The sequence below is a fragment of the Bifidobacterium sp. LH_419 genome, assembly GCF_056356955.1.
In genome coordinates this window covers 122,664-137,596 of sequence record NZ_JBKEVG010000003.1, presented here as the reverse complement: position 1 = coordinate 137,596, position 14,933 = coordinate 122,664, and the positions used below count along the sequence as shown (strand labels likewise).

The window sequence follows — 14,933 nt, the reverse complement described above, 5'->3', positions numbered from 1 at the left end:
GGTACCTGCGTTTCCTTTGAATCGTATTGTCGTTGACGCGACCATCCTATACGATTCGCGGAATCGCACGGTCCCGGCGGCGCGACGGCAGAACGCCGAGCCGCCGGGCCGGCGACCGCCATCGCGCACGTTCCCGCTCAGTCGAGCGTGAACGTGCTGAACGAGCGCGGGGCGAGCGTCGCGGTGAAGGCGCGGGAGGCGTCCGCGGGATCGGTGAAACTGAACTCCACCTCACGTTCCAGCGCGTTCTGCACGACGACGGCCAGCGTACCGTCCGGATTCTCGTAGGCGGAGGCCATCGACGAGAAACGGCCCTCCACGTCGAGCACGCGCGCGCCCGGCTTGACGAAGTGCGCGTAGTGGCGCATCACGTAGTATTCCGGGTTGCGGGTGAAGGTCTTCGCCTCGGTGTCGACGGAGAACAGCGAGTTCTGGCGCCATCCCCACGTGCTTTCGGTGCCGGCGAGCACCATGTTCCAGTAGGTGTAGCCGAGTGCGCCGTGGGTCAGATAGTGGTTGACGAGGTGGAAGATGTATTCGGCGTACTCCCACGAGTTGTCGCCCATGCCGCATTCGGATTCGGTCTGCATGAGCTTGAGTTCCGGCCACGCCTTGTGCGTGCGTTCGATGCAGTCGCGGCCCTCCCACTGATAGCCAACGCCGGTGATGTACTTGCGCGCCTCGTCGTCCATGAGGATGTTGTCGACGTAGCGGTTGTAGTTCTCCAGCACCATGCCGTACAAGCTCACGAACTGCATGTCGCGCGGACCGTTGAGCGTGCCGAGCCAGATCTCGACGCCGCCCTCCTCGGCCTTGCCGAGCAGACCCTCGCGTTCGAAGGTGGGGCCGAGGTAGTCGCGGATGAACGTGCGCAGCTGCTCGCTCGTCCACGTGCAGGTGGGGTACTTGGCGTCGGACCACGGCTCGTTCTGCGGGAAGATGCGGGTCACGTTCACGCCGAGGGCGCGGTAGGCGCGCACGTACTTGACGAAGTAGTTTGCGTACGCCTGCAGGTTCTCGGAGGTCATGACGAGCTTGCCGTAGTTGTAGACCGGCGGGTTCTTCATCCAGGTGGGCGGGCTCCACGGGCTGGAGTGGACGGACAGCTGCGGCTGGTACTTCTTGGCGGCGCGGATGTACGGCAGCACAGCGCGTTCGTCGCCCTCCACCGAGAAGTCCTTGAGCTCGTAGTCGCCGGGGGTCTCGTCGTAGCTGTACCAGCCGGCGGCGAAGTCGTTCGCTCCGATCGGGGCGCGGTTGAGGCGGAAATCGAGTTCGTCGGGGCTGAACAGCTCCTTGAGGATCTGTTCGCGGTCCTCGGCCGTGAGGGACTGCAGCGGCAGCCAGCCGAGTTCGTTGAAGCAGCCGCCGAAGCCTTCGACCTCCTGCTCCTTGCCGCCGGTCAGGGCGATGCCGAGCTCGCTCGTCGCGCCGGCCTTCGGGGCGGGCTTGGCGACCCAGCGGGCGTCGTCGGTGGTTTCGATCCATGTGACCATGGTGATGTCTTCTCCTTATTGGTTAATCGGTGTTCAGTCTAATTGGGCGTGGTGGGGTGCGTGCGGATTGGGGTGCGTAATCACTTCACGCGCTTGATCATCATGATGAGCACGGCACCGACGAGCGAGACCACGGCGCAGACCGGGAACAGGCCGTAGTAGCTGCCGCCGGTGACGCCGACGATCGCGGCCGCGACCAGCGGGCCGAGCAGCTGGGAGCCGGTGTTGGCGAGGTTGAGGATGCCGAGGTCCTTGGCGGCGTTCTCCGCGTTCGGCAGCACCTCGATGTTGAGCGCCTGGTCCACGGCGAAGAAAATGCCCATGCCCAGACCAGCGACGGCGCCGTAGACGACCATGGTCCACGCGGCGTTGGAGACCATCGGCATCGCCACGCCGATGGCGACGAGTAGGGCGGCGAAGGCGACCGGCAGCTTGCGGCTGTGAATCTTGTCGGAGATCGGGCCAGCGACGATGGACATCGCGATAGCGGTGACCATGAGCAGCATCGAGATGATCGACACGTACTTCTGCTGGCCGGAGGTGCCGAGGCCGATGTAGTCGGACAGGATGTAGAGCTGGTAGGCCATGATCGCGGTGGTCGCGGTGTTGACGAGCATCTTGCCGAACAGGGCGAGGTAGAAGTCGCGGCAATCCTTGACCGGGAAGATGAAGTGCTGGACGAACATGTCCCACGTGAAGCGCTTCCTCTCCATGCCGAGGCTGGACTTCTCGCGCATCAGGCTCGCGGTGAGCGGACCGCACAGCAGGGTGAGCACGCTCATCACGATGATGCCGGTGCCGATCTTCGGGCCGAGGAACTGCGCGCCGACGAGCTGACCGCCATACTGGCCGATCACGTAGCCGAACGCGTAGATGGAGGAGACCAGGCCGCGGTGCCGGGGCGCCACGCGGTCGGCGATGACGGCGACGATCGGGGCGACGAGGGCGTTGAGGAAGACCTGGTAGAGACACCACGAGACCACCAGCAGCGGGACGGTCGTCACCGCGTTGAACGCGAGCAGCATCACGAAGCAGCCGATCGAACCGACGAACAGCCACGGGGTGCGGCGGCCCCAGCGGCTGCGGGTCAAGTCGGACAGGCCGCCGATGATGATGTTCGCGAGCGTGGCGAACACCATGGCCGAACCGGACAGCAACGCGATGATGCTGGCCTTGTTCGCCGGATCGATGACCTGCACCTTGGCCGGCAGCAGCACGGCGTTGACGCCGAGGTACGGGCCAAGCCACAGCATCGCGCCGAGCGCCGTGGCGATGCCGATCAGAATAGGAGCCTTGGGCTGTTCCTCGTCACTGACGGAACCGGACCACGGGCGCGCGGACTGCTCCGTCTGGGAGGACCGCACCGATTGGGGCGATTGTGCGGCTTGCATTGAAACGGACATCGTTTCTCCTTGCCTTGCATTCACTATGGGAGCGCTTGGCGGCCGACGGGATTCCTCCATGAACCAGCATCATCACTGCGGTCCGGCTGCGCGTCCCTCCTGTGTTGGACGATTCTTACTTTACACTTAACAACCATTAAGTCAAATCAGCGAACAACCTTGTCGGCAACGGCGTGTCGGTCTCCCGGCACCTATGGAGGCACCAATGCGGAATCCGTTCACCTGATTGGTTATCGAGCGTCATATCATGTTCACCGATCGCGCGCCACGATGCCGCGATATCGGAGAATCCACCGAACAAAAGGACGGAATCATGAGTGAGAGAGAGAAGACGACCACGCCGGAGGCCGCACCCGCGAACGCCGGAAAGGAAACCGGCAAGGATACCGCCAAGGAAACCGCCACCGTCGTGCAGGACAAGGGCGACGCCGGCTATGCGAAGGAGCTCAAGCCCCGCCACATCCAGATGATCGCCATCGGCGGCTCGATCGGCACCGGCCTGTTCCTCGGCGCGGGCGGACGTCTCGCGCAGGGCGGCGCCGGCCTGACCATCGCCTACGCGATCTGCGGCATCTTCGCGTTCCTGATGGTGCGTGCGCTGGGCGAGCTGGCGATCCGCCGCCCGTCGTCGGGCGCGTTCGTCTCCTACGCCCGCGAGTTCCTGGGCGAGAAGGGCGCGTACATCACCGGATGGATGTTCTTCCTCGACTGGTCCACCACCGTCATGGCGGACATCACCGCCGTCGCCGTGTACTTCCACTACTGGAAGGCGTTCGCCGACGTGCCGCAGTGGCTGCTCGCGCTCGGCGCGCTGGCCCTCGTGTTCGTGCTCAACATGATGAGCGTGAAGATGTTCGGCGAGGCCGAGTTCTGGTTCGCCGCAATCAAGGTGTTCACGATCATCGCGTTCATGGTCATCGCCATCTGGGCGATCGTCACCGGCGCCCCGGTCGGAGACACGCACGCCGGCATCGCCAACATCACCGAGCACGGCGGCTTCTTCCCGATGGGCATCGCGCCCGTGTTCGCGCTGACCCTGGGCGTCGTGTTCGCGTTCGGCGGCACCGAGATGGTGGGCGTCGCGGCCGGCGAGGCGCAGGAGGCCAAGGAGGTCCTGCCGAAGGCCATCAACTCGATGATCATCCGCATCTTCGTGTTCTACGTGGGCTCCGTGATCCTGATGGCGCTCGTGCTGCCGTACACCGCGTACTCGTCGAACGAGTCCCCGTTCGTCACGTTCTTCTCCGGCATCGGCATCCCGCACGCGGGCGATGTGATCCAGGTGGTCGTGCTCACCGCCGCCCTCTCGTCGCTGAACGCCGGCCTGTACGCCACCGGCCGCACGCTGCGCTCGATGGCCATCGCCGGCTCCGGCCCGAAGTTCGCGGCCCGCATGAACAAGCACCACATCCCGTACGGCGGCATCATCATCACGTCCGCGCTGGGCCTGATCGGCGTGGTGCTCAACGCGGTGCTGCCGTCCGACGCGTTCGACATCATCATGAACCTCGCCGGCATCGGCATCGCCGGCACGTGGGCCTCCATCCTCGTCACGCACCTCGCGTTCCTCAAGAAGGTGAAGGCCGGCGAGGAGACGCGCCCCGAATACCGCATGCCGGGCGCCCCGTACACGAACTACGTGTCGCTGGTGTTCTTCGCGATCGTCGTGATCTCGAACCTGACGAGCGCCTCCGGCCGCTGGACGCTGGCCCTGTTCGTCGTCGTCGTGATTGCCATGGTCATCGGCTGGTACTACGTGCGCGGGCGCATCGACGGCAACCTGCTGGACGAGATGCTCGACGCCGACGCGGTGGACGAGGTCGAAGCCGCCAAGTAGCGGGCGGCGCGAACGGACGGAACGGACAGGACCGACTAGACCGAATACCGGACAGGAGGCAATCATCATGCGCATTCACATCACGTATACGGGCGGCACGATCGGCATGGTCAACTCGCCGCACGGGCTCGCCCCCGGCGCCGACATGCTCGGCTGGCTGCGCGGGCTGCTCGACGGCACGCAGATCGGCACCGACGAGGTCTCGTACACCGAACTCGACCCGCTGATCGACTCGTCGTGCGCCACGCCGGACAGCTGGCAGGCGATCATCGACGACCTGCGGGCGCACCGCAACGACGCCGACGCGTTCGTCGTGCTGCACGGCACCGACACGATGAGCTACTCGTCGGCCGCGGTGTCGTATGCGCTCACCGGCTTCGGCAAGCCGATCGTGTTCACCGGATCGCAGTATCCGCTGGGCATGGTCGAAACCGACGCCACGGCCAACGTGACCGGCGCGCTCAACGCGGTCATCAGCGGCCGGGCGCACGGCGTCTCGCTGTTCTTCGGCCATCATCTGATCGCCGGCAACCGCGTGAGCAAGGTGTCGTCGTGGGCGTTCGAGGGCTTCGACGCGCCGTCGGCCGGACTGCTCGCGCAGACCGGCGCGCCCTGGCACTGGGAATCCTACGAGGGCCGCGGCGAAGGCTGGTACGACCCGCTGCCGTACGCGCGGCATGACGTGGCGGTAATCGACATGGCGCCCGGCATCACGGCCGCGCGACTCGACGCCATGCTCACCCCGCGTCCCGAGGCGGTGCTGATCCGCGCGTACGGCGTGGGCAACGTGCCGTGCACCGAACCCGGCCTGACCGACGTGCTCGCGAAGGTGCTGGACGAGGGCGTGCCCGTCGTGGTGGCCTCGCAGTGCCAGCAGGCGAACGTGCTGCTCGGCCATTACGAGGCCGGCGACGCGATCGCGCGCGCGGGCGCGGTCGGCACGGGCGACATGACGCTCGAGGCCGCCTATGCGAAGATCGTGTTCCTGCTCTCGCAGGGCCTGACCGGCAAGGATCTCGCCGCCTGGATCCCCCGATCCATCGCCGGCGAGATCACCGTGTGAGTCTGCTGGCCGCCGCGCAGGCGACGCAACAGGGTGGATGCCGCGTATTACGGCGTCCACCCCGTTTCTTAACGGCATCTCGCTTGGGAGGGGTACGTTTTGACCGTTCCGGAGGCGTATCCGCGTTACGAGGGGTACTCAATCACGGTCATTCCGGGCACGGAGAGCGGCATGGAGCCACTCAAGCCCGTTATGCCCTCTGTCAGATACCCCTCGTAGGCCAGTTGCCTCCGCGCAAGGACGACGAGGTACCCCTCCCGAACGAGAAAGCGCCATGGGCAAGCACTGCGACCGCGTGAAACCCGCACACCGCAACGCAGCACCGACGCGTCACCATCACAGTACCGGCGCAGCGCGAACAGCGATGCCACTAGTCCCGGTCCAACACGGCGGTGAGCGCCCACAGGATGCTCACCACGTCGATGCCCTCCTGCAGGAACGCGCCGACGACCACCGGGATCAAATTGAACGCGGCCGCGACCATGCCGACGACGGCGAGCGCGAGACCCACGATCACGGCCTGGAGCATCACCCGCTTCGTACGCCGCGCGATGGCGATGGCGCGCGGCACGGCGGCGATGTCGTCGTTCATCACGACGACCTGCGCCGATTCGGAGGCGGCGGTGGACGTGCCGTCGGTCATCGCGACGCCGATGCCCGCAGCCGCCAGCACCGGAGCATCGTTCACCCCGTCCCCCACCATCATCGTGACGGGCTCGACCGCCGCATGGGAACGGACGATCTCGCCGGCTCCTCCGTTCCCGCGTTCCCTGTCGCCGCCGGCGACCGCACGCACCGCCGCCACCTTGTCTTCGGGGAACAGCTCGGCGTGCACCTCGTCGATACCGACCTCGCGCGCGATGATCTCGGCCGAGGCCCGCTTGTCGCCGGTGAGCATCGTGAGCTTGGCGACACCCAGCTGGTGCAGCTTCGCGAGGGCGGCCTTCGCGTTCGCGCGAGGCACGTCGCGCAGCACGATGCGCGCGACCAGCCGCCCGTCCACCGCCACATACGACGCCATCTCGTCCGCCGCCAGCATCCCGAACCGGGCCCCACTCTTTGCGCCCCTCGGCTTCAGCTCGCGTTCGCGTCCCTGCCTCGCCTTTGCGCCCCCTTCCAAGGGAAGCCGCTCCAGCTCGTCACGTCCCTGCCTCCCCTTTGCGCCCCCTTCCAGGGGGAGCTGTCCGCGCAGCGGACTGAGGGGGTCTCCCGTGCCCCGGCCCGTCCGTCCGGCACCAGCCACCGTCACGAATCCGTCCTCGCCCGCGGCCGCGAACGCCAGCCGCCCGACGCGCACCGCATGACCGTTGACTTCGGCGGAGATTCCCTTGCCGGATTCCTCCTTTACGTTCGTCACGACTGGATAGTCACGCCCGTATCCGCCATGGGACGCGACGGCCGCCGCGCTGTCGCCCGCCGCACCGCCGCCCGCAACGGCCGCCGCGTTCTCCGGGCACTCGCGCCGCCCGGCCGCGTACCGCGCATGCAGCCGTCCGAGCGCCTCGCGCCCAGCCGCCGCGATGCCTTTGGCGAGCACATGCACCGAATAGCTTTCGACCACGCCCGCGAACATGAGCACATGGTCCTCGTCGAGTCTCGGCACGCGCGCACCCGCAACACCGGCGCCCACGGCATCGCCGTCATCCACCATCTCCACGCGCACGACCTGCGGCTGCTTGACGGTCAGCGTGCCGGTCTTGTCGAAGAACACCTGCGTGACGCGCCCCAACTGTTCGATCACATCCTGCGTCTTGATGAGCACGCCGGCGGCGGCGAGGCGCGACGTGCCGGCGATGTACGCGACCGGCGCGGCGATGAGCAGCGGGCAGGGCGTCGCGAGCACGAGCACCTGCGCGAACCGCAGCGGCGTGCCGGCCACCGCCCACGCGACGCCGGCGATGAGCAGCGAGAGCAGCGTGAACGGCACGGCGAGCTGGTCCGCGGTCCGCACGACCGCCGGCCGCGACTCCTGCGCCTGGCTCACCATCGTGAGAATCCGCTGGTACTGCGAGTCGGCGGCGACTTCGACGGCGCGCATGGCGAGCGTCGTCGAGCCGTTGACCGCGCCGGACATGACGCGCGCGCCAGCGTACACTTCACGCGGCACAGGCTCGCCGTTGATCGCGCTCAGGTCGAGCGTGGCCGCGCCGGACAGCAGTTCGCCGTCGACCGGCACGGTTTCGCCGGGAAGCACGATGATCACGTCGCCGAGCCGCACCTGGTCGACGGGCACGGTGTCGAATCGCGCGTCCGCGCCCGGCCGCACGCGCGCGTCGGCGCGCGCGACGGCCGGATCGCAGGATTCCGGGTCACGGCCGGTGATCGCGCACACGTCGTCCGTCGGCCGCGTGGCGCGACGGAAGCCATCGTCGCGGATCGGCGCGATGTTGCGCGCCGCTCCCCTGCCCACGCCGGGCAGGTTCGCGACGTGTGCGGTGCGCGGCGCGGCGTCGAGCAACGCGGTGAGGCTGTGTTCCGCCTTCGATTGCGCGTATTCCTCGATCGCCTCGCCGGACGTGACCATGAGCACGACCGCCCACGACGCCCAGTATTCGCCCACGACGAGTGTGGACAGCATGGCGAGGACGGCGAGCAGGTCGATGCCGACCTGGCCGTGGCGGATGTCGTCGATCATGCCGATGACGGTGTCGGTCACGGTGTATGCGACGAGCGCGACGACGATCCACTGGCCGAGCGAGAGATGACTCAGTGCGGCGAGCACGGACGCGTGCGACGGGAGCGCGCCCCACAGGCGGATGTTCCACAGCAGGGCGACGGGAATCGCGGAGAGGACGACGACCGGCAGCATCGGCAGGCGACGGCACAGGTCGGCGAGCGCGGGGATGATGCCGCGGTGTTTCGATGGGGTGGCCTGGTCGACTGGATCGGCGGTGAGGGATGGGATGAGCTGGCTCATCTGATGCTCCTTACGCTGGTACGGGCCGGGCGTGCCGCTTTGCAATCGCTTGGCCTTGACGGTATGCAAAACGTGACGCACGGCTGGTTCGGTCACGCCTTGTTAACCCATCGGCGGCATCGGGGCGGGAGCGGGGCCGGACCCTGCGCTTCCACATGATGCATCGCTCGATACACGGCGTAAAGAATCGATATTCGGTTATTGCGCTGCCACTCTAACAGCGGCCCGCGAGCGCCGCAACCCACGGCGTGGGTCGCACGCATTATGCGCCCCCTTCAGGGGGAGCTGTCGGCGCAGCCGACTGAGGGGGAGCAGGAGCACAACGGCGCACCCGCGTCCCCCACCTGCGGTCGGCCCGGAAACGGGAAAGCCCCGGCACTCGCGCGAAGCGAATGCCGGGGCCGGACGCTGCCAATCACCACATGTTGAATGGGAATCCGTTGCTGCCGGAACCGTCCGAACCGTCGGAGCCGGAACCGGAACCATCCGAACCGGAGCCGTCGGAGCCGTTGCCGTTCTGGCTGTTGGAGTCGGAGCGGTTGGAGCCGTTGACCTTCTCCTCCTGCTGGTCGAGCGTCACATCGACGTCCATGGTCTTGCCGTCGCGCACGATGGTGAGCGTCGCCTTGTCGCCGAGGGCAGAGGCGCGCACGAAGCCGAGCAGGGAGGCGTTGCTGCCGACCGCGTTGCCGTTGAAGGCGACGATCGTATCGCCTTCCTTCAGGCCGGCCTTGGCGGCCGGGGAACCGGAGACGACCGCGGAGCCGGACGAGCCCTTGGTGATCTTCGCGCCGGCGCGGGTCACGCCGTCGGCCTCGACCGTGTCGGAGGTGATCGTGATACCGAGCGCCACGTGCTTGACGGAGCCGTTCTCGATGATCTCGTTGGCGACGCGCTTGACGAGGTTCGACGGGATCGCGAAGCCGATGCCGATCGAGCCGGCGGTGCTGGAGGACGACGAGCTGGAGGTGGAGGCGATCGACGAGTTGATGCCGATCACCTGGCCGGCCGCGTTGAAGGTCGGGCCGCCGGAGTTGCCCGGGTTGATGGCCGCGTCGATCTGGACCGCGTTGGTGACGATGTCGTTGTTGTTGTCGTCCATCACCGTGACCGGGCGGTTGAGCGCGGAGACGATGCCGGAGGTGGCGGTGTCGTCGTAGCCGAGCGGGTTGCCGACGGCCATGATGTTCTCGCCGACGGCGAGCTTGTCGGAATCGGCGAATTCGACGGCCTTGAGGTCGCTCGGCGGATTGTCGAGCTTGATGACCGCGAGATCGGTGGTGGTGTCGGTGCCGACGACCTGCGCGGAGTACATCTGGCCGTTGGAGAGCGTCACCTGGATCTTCTGGGCGCCGGAGATCACGTGGTTGTTGGTCACGATGTGGCCCTTGGTGTCGAGGATCGCGCCGGAGCCTTGGGCGGAGCCGTCGGACAGCTGGGTCTGGATGGAGACCACGGAGTTGGAGACCTCCTTGGCGACGGCCTTCCAGTCGGGGGCCTCGCCGGACTTCGCGGTGGCGGAGCCGGAGCCGGAGGAACCGGAGTTGACGTTGGCCAGCGAGCTGGTGGTCGGCACCCTGACCGCGCCGCTCGTGATGGCCGCGTAACCGACGCCGAGGCACAGGCCGGCGGACAGGAGCGCGGCGACCACGCCGATGACCACGCCGCGCACCGTGCCGTTGGCGGCCTTCGGGCGGGCGTTGAGGTTCGGGGTATTCGGATCGTTCGGGTTGTTCGGGTTGAGACCGAACGGGTTGCCGTTGTTCGGGGTTCCCGGGGCGCCCGGGGCGGACGGGTTGGGGCCGAACGGGTTCTGCTGCGGGTTCTGCGGGTTCTGCGGATTCTGCACGCCCTGCGGCGCGAACGGATTGTTGGAGGTTCCCGGCGCGCCGGCGTACGGGTTGCGGTCCGGCGCGGGCTGCGTCTGGCCGGCGGATGCGCCGGGCTGGGCGCCGGTGCCGGGCTGCGTGGGCACCGGGCCGTAGGCGCCGTATTCGGGGGCCGGACGGTACTGGCCGTATGCGGGCTGGGACGGCTGGGAGGCCGGGGCCGTCGGCTCGGTGGAGCCGGTCGGCGCCGAGGAGACCACGGTCTGCTCACCCTTGGCGGCGGCGTAGTCGGGAACCGCTTCAGGCGTGTTCGACGCCGTGGCGGGCGTGGAGGCGATCGGGGCCACAGGCGCGGTCGGGAACGTCCGGGTCGCGGCGGAGCCGGATGCGGCGGCCGCCTGCGCGCCTTGCACGGCCGACGGATCGATGGTCTCGGTGGGCTGCTCGTTGTCCGCGGGCTCGCCGCCGTATGCGGGGGCGAAGCTCTGCGTGGCCTGCGCATCCCGCTGGTCGGAGGTATCGGCACCGGTCTGCGGCGTCAGCGGTTGCGTGGCCGAGGTCTGCTCCTCCTGCGGCTGCGTGTTCTGGTCACCCTGCGGGTTCCAGCTGTTCTGCTCATCAGCCATAATCGTCTGCTCCTTCATAGGAACGGCGGCTTCATATCGTTGTCTGCACTTCAGCAATCTCGCCGCCGGTTCGTATTGCTACCTAAGAGTAAAGGCAGTAGCTCTGGATGTTTCCTGAATGTTCGTTGGAAGTGCCGAGTGAATCTTCTACCGACTTCCCGCATGCGCCCATCCGGGATGCCCGCCCGGTTCGCCTAGGCGGGGTCGCCCGGCCGAGCCTTTTGCGCGCACTCGTCCGACGCCACCGCCTATCTCGCTTGCAAGGGGTGGATGCGACGGGCCTCGAACCGCTATCCCCGTTGCAAGGGGTACTCCGCCGACGGGAAACCTGCGCCGGGCGTCGGAATTCCTCCAAAACCTCCCTGGTACACCGTCTCCGGCACCCCTCCCAACGGAGATACACATCGACGTACGTTCCGAAGTACCCCTCATAAGCGAGACAGCCCTACGTCGTCCTTCCATCCGCTCCGCCGCACGCATCTCCAGCGGTTCCGCCCGCCCCATCGACCTTCCCGCAATCCGCTTGTCCGCCTAAAGTGAAGCTATGACCGACAACCCCACGAACACCACAGCCGACGCCACGGCGAACACCGACGCAACCGCCGTAGTCGACCTCAACGAGCATCCGCGCGGCGCCGCCCCCGGCAAACCCGGCGACCGTGCCGCGTTCTCATTCGAGACCATCACGCGCCTGCCGGACGCGGCCGACGGCAAGGGCAAGGACGGCGCGCGCTACGGCCGCACCGGCATCATCCACACACCGCACGGCGACATCCGCACGCCCGCGTTCGTGCCGGTGGGCACGCAGGCCGCGATGAAGGCGGTCCTGCCCGAATCGATGCGGGATCTCGGCGCGCAATGCCTGCTCGCCAACGCGTTCCACCTGTTCGAACGCCCCGGCGAGGACGTGCTCGACGCGGCCGGCGGCCTCGCGAAGTTCATGAACTGGCACGGCCCGACGTTCACCGATTCCGGCGGATTCCAGGTCATGTCGCTGGGCGTCGGCTTCAAGAAGACACTCGCGATGGACGTGACCGGCATGAAATCGGACGACATCATCGCGGAAGGCAAGGAGCGCCTCGCCTGGGTGGACGAGGACGGCGTGACGTTCAAATCGCCGCTCAACGGCGACGAGCACCGCTTCTCCGCCGAGATTTCGATGGGCATCCAGCACAAGATCGGCGCCGACATCATGTTCGCGTTCGACGAGCTCACCACGCTGATGAACACGCGCTCCTACCAAGAGGAGTCGGTGGAACGTACATACCGCTGGGCGCAGCGGTGCGTGGCCGAGCACCAGCGGCTCACCGAAGCCCGCCTCGGCAAGCCGTACCAGGCGCTGTACGGCGTGGTGCAGGGCGCGAATTATGAGGATCTACGCCGGCACGCGGCCGAGCAGATCGCCTCGCTCGACTTCGACGGCGTGGGCATCGGCGGCGCGATCGAGAAGCGCATCATCGGCGAGACGTGCGCGTGGATCTGCGACGCGATGCCGGAGAACCGGCCGCGTCACGTGCTCGGCATCGCGTCCGTGGACGACATCTTCGCGTGCGTGGAGAACGGCGGCGACACATTCGACTGCGTGGCACCCGCGCGATGCGCCCGCAACGGCGCGATCTTCACGCGCCACGGCCGCTACAACATCAAGCGCGCGCAGCACAAGTTCGATTTCGGGCCGTTGGAGGAGGGCTGCGACTGCTACACGTGCGCGCATTACTCGCGCGCCTACGTGGACCATCTGCTGCGCGCGCACGAGTTCACCGGGTTCACGCTCGCCACGATCCACAACGAGCGGTTCTTCGTGAAGCTCCTCGACGACATCCGTGCCTCGATCGACGGCGGCTACTTCGAAGAGTTCCGCGACGAATCCCTGGCCCATTTCTACGGCAAGTAGACCCCGCCCATCCTTGTCCCCCCTGACAGGGGAGCAGCCAACGATTTTTAGCAGCGAATCCCTGACCCGACTTGGCTCCCCCTGTCAGGGGGAGCTGTCCGCGAAGCGGACTGAGGGGGTCCCATCCGCACCATCACCCCGTCACCCCACCCATCACCTCAATCAATCACCGCAAAGGCATCATGATGAATCTTCTCGAAGCAATCGACGCGCGCCACGCGATCCGCGCCTACACGGACGAACCGGTCGCGGCCGACGTGCTCGCCGCGTTGCAGGCCGAAATCGACGCGTGCAACGCGGCGAGCGGCCTGCACATCCAGATGACCACCGGACTGGACGACGCGTTCCTCGGGCTGAAGACGCACTACGGCCGGTTCAAGGGCGTGCACAACGCAATCGCACTGATCGGGCGCGCGGGTGACGCCGGCGACGTGAATGGCACGGGCAACGCGGGTGGCGTCACGCTGCAATCGTTCAAGGACGCGGACGGCACGCCGGTCTCGCCGGCTGCCGCCGCGCTGCAGGAGCGGGTCGGATACTACGGCGAACGTCTCGTGCTGCGCGCCGTGCAGCTGGGATTGGCGACGTCCTGGGCGGTGCTGGACGGCACCGAAACCGTGCCGGCGGCCGATGCGTGGTGGACGCTGGACGATGGCGAATCCGTGGTGTGGGTAATCGCGTTCGGCCATGGCGCGCGCCCGGGCGGGCGGCGCCGCACGAAGCCGATCGAGGAACTGGCGAGCGTGGCGAACGGTGCGACGGAAGGCACAACGGAAGGCACAACGGAAGGCGGAGACGCCGGGATCTGGCCGGACTGGTTCGTGCGCGGCATGGAGGCGGCGATGGCCGCACCCACGTCGCTCAGCCAGCAGCCGTTCCACTTCACGCTCAACGAGGATGGCTCGGTGACCGCGGAGGCGTTGGACGGCCTGTTCGCGCACGTGGGTCTCGGCTGCGCCGAATACCACTTCGAGATCGGCGCCGCCCCGCACGCGGTGGAGTGGCGCGCAGCCTAGGTGCGCCGAAACGCGGCACCCTCGGCACGACACGCCGAAGACACGCTCGATTTGCGTCTCGCGCCGAGGTGGTGCTAAGTTATCCACTTGTCTGCGAGTGTGGCGGAATGGTAGACGCGCTGTCTTCAGGTGGCAGTGAGCGTATGCTCGTGGGGGTTCAACTCCCCCCACTCGCACCAGCAAGAAAGGGCTGGAACCGAAAGGTTCCGGCCCTTTTGCTTTGACTTGGCCCGGCAACTCCTCTCACCGGGCGCGGGCGAGCTGGACGGCGGTGCCGGAGGTGGTGACCATGAGCATGGAGCCGTCGGTGCCGAGCACTTCGTAATCGACGTCCACGCCGACGACGGCATGGGCTCCGAGCGCCTCCGCACGCTGCTGCATCTCGGCGATCGCCTCGTTGCGCGCCTTCATCAGCTCCTCCTCATAGCCTTGGCTGCGTCCGCCGAACATGTTGCGGAAACTGGCGCCGATGTCCTTGAACATGTTCACGCCGGCGACGACCTCGCCGAACACGATGCCCTGATAATTCGTAATCACGTATCCTTCGACCGTTGGCGTAGTGGTGACGAGAATCATGATGCCCTCCTTGGCCTTCCATATCCGATTCCGCTTTCGGTTCCATTCGAACCCGCATACGCCGCTTCGCGCACGCGCGTTATGACCATCATAGCGACGAGGACCGGCACATGGTCCGCGGCGTGCGCGCCCGGCGGCGACCGAGTCGACGTGCGCGCGCCGCTGCGCCCATACCCATCACACACCCCCTTACACACTCCTCCAGCCCCCCATATACCCCCTATCTCACCCTGCCTCGTCGCACATTCCCGCACCCCGGCCGCGTGCCCTCGGCGG

At 67.1% G+C, this 14,933-nt stretch carries 9 protein-coding genes and 1 tRNA gene; 5 read left to right on the top strand and 5 right to left on the bottom strand.

What is annotated here, in order from left to right:
- Nucleotides 1–137 precede the first annotated feature (137 nt).
- On the bottom strand, nt 138–1,496 hold the full coding sequence (locus AC1AYX_RS03975) for a glycoside hydrolase family 30 protein (protein ID WP_476502277.1): 1,359 nt from the start codon (nt 1,494–1,496) through the stop codon (nt 138–140).
- A gap of 80 nt (nt 1,497–1,576) precedes the next feature.
- Complete coding sequence (locus AC1AYX_RS03970; protein WP_476502276.1) at nt 1,577–2,899, bottom strand: MFS transporter; 1,323 nt, start codon at nt 2,897–2,899, stop codon at nt 1,577–1,579.
- Between the two features lie 313 nt (nt 2,900–3,212).
- Here AC1AYX_RS03970 and AC1AYX_RS03965 point away from each other — a divergent pair, with 313 nt between their 5' ends.
- Nucleotides 3,213–4,736: an amino acid permease gene (locus AC1AYX_RS03965; protein ID WP_476502275.1), complete on the top strand. Its 1,524-nt coding sequence runs from the start codon at nt 3,213–3,215 to the stop codon at nt 4,734–4,736.
- Nucleotides 4,737–4,803: 67 nt separating this feature from the next.
- The gene (locus tag AC1AYX_RS03960) at nt 4,804–5,799 is read left to right on the top strand and encodes an asparaginase (protein ID WP_476502274.1); all 996 of its coding nucleotides are present in this window, start codon (nt 4,804–4,806) and stop codon (nt 5,797–5,799) included.
- 370 nt (nt 5,800–6,169) lie between these two features.
- Here AC1AYX_RS03960 and AC1AYX_RS03955 read toward each other — a convergent pair whose 3' ends face one another.
- Together AC1AYX_RS03955 and AC1AYX_RS03950 are read right to left on the bottom strand one after the other, a co-directional pair.
- Nucleotides 6,170–8,608 carry an HAD-IC family P-type ATPase gene (locus AC1AYX_RS03955; protein ID WP_476502311.1) on the bottom strand — a complete coding sequence of 813 codons (2,439 nt, stop codon included), beginning with the start codon at nt 8,606–8,608 and terminating at the stop codon, nt 6,170–6,172.
- Between the two features lie 523 nt (nt 8,609–9,131).
- The gene (locus AC1AYX_RS03950; protein ID WP_476502273.1) at nt 9,132–11,171 is read right to left on the bottom strand and encodes a S1C family serine protease; all 2,040 of its coding nucleotides are present in this window, start codon (nt 11,169–11,171) and stop codon (nt 9,132–9,134) included.
- Between the two features lie 544 nt (nt 11,172–11,715).
- On the opposite strand from AC1AYX_RS03950, the gene tgt reads away from it, so the two are divergent.
- The 3 genes from tgt (at nt 11,716) to AC1AYX_RS03935 (ending at nt 14,260) form a co-directional block, all read left to right on the top strand.
- The gene (gene tgt, locus AC1AYX_RS03945) at nt 11,716–13,065 is read left to right on the top strand and encodes a tRNA guanosine(34) transglycosylase Tgt (RefSeq protein WP_476502272.1); all 1,350 of its coding nucleotides are present in this window, start codon (nt 11,716–11,718) and stop codon (nt 13,063–13,065) included.
- 182 nt (nt 13,066–13,247) lie between these two features.
- The gene (locus AC1AYX_RS03940) at nt 13,248–14,081 is read left to right on the top strand and encodes a nitroreductase family protein (RefSeq protein WP_476502271.1); all 834 of its coding nucleotides are present in this window, start codon (nt 13,248–13,250) and stop codon (nt 14,079–14,081) included.
- 93 nt (nt 14,082–14,174) lie between these two features.
- A tRNA-Leu gene (locus tag AC1AYX_RS03935) sits at nt 14,175–14,260 on the top strand.
- 64 nt (nt 14,261–14,324) lie between these two features.
- On the opposite strand, the gene AC1AYX_RS03930 is transcribed toward AC1AYX_RS03935, so the two are convergent.
- Entirely contained in the window at nt 14,325–14,657 is a 333-nt protein-coding gene (locus AC1AYX_RS03930; RefSeq protein WP_476502270.1) for a putative heavy metal-binding protein, read from the bottom strand.
- Nucleotides 14,658–14,933 lie beyond the last annotated feature (276 nt).

Coding starts and splice junctions, on each gene's coding strand:
- AC1AYX_RS03975 (WP_476502277.1), bottom strand. CDS start 1,496: ATGGTCACATGGATCGAAACCACCGACGACGCCCGCTGGGTCGCCAAG.
- AC1AYX_RS03940 (WP_476502271.1), top strand. CDS start 13,248: ATGATGAATCTTCTCGAAGCAATCGACGCGCGCCACGCGATCCGCGCC.
- tgt (WP_476502272.1), top strand. CDS start 11,716: ATGACCGACAACCCCACGAACACCACAGCCGACGCCACGGCGAACACC.
- AC1AYX_RS03970 (WP_476502276.1), bottom strand. CDS start 2,899: ATGTCCGTTTCAATGCAAGCCGCACAATCGCCCCAATCGGTGCGGTCC.
- AC1AYX_RS03965 (WP_476502275.1), top strand. CDS start 3,213: ATGAGTGAGAGAGAGAAGACGACCACGCCGGAGGCCGCACCCGCGAAC.
- AC1AYX_RS03955 (WP_476502311.1), bottom strand. CDS start 8,608: ATGCTGCCGGTCGTCGTCCTCTCCGCGATTCCCGTCGCCCTGCTGTGG.
- AC1AYX_RS03950 (WP_476502273.1), bottom strand. CDS start 11,171: ATGGCTGATGAGCAGAACAGCTGGAACCCGCAGGGTGACCAGAACACG.
- AC1AYX_RS03960 (WP_476502274.1), top strand. CDS start 4,804: ATGCGCATTCACATCACGTATACGGGCGGCACGATCGGCATGGTCAAC.
- AC1AYX_RS03930 (WP_476502270.1), bottom strand. CDS start 14,657: ATGATTCTCGTCACCACTACGCCAACGGTCGAAGGATACGTGATTACG.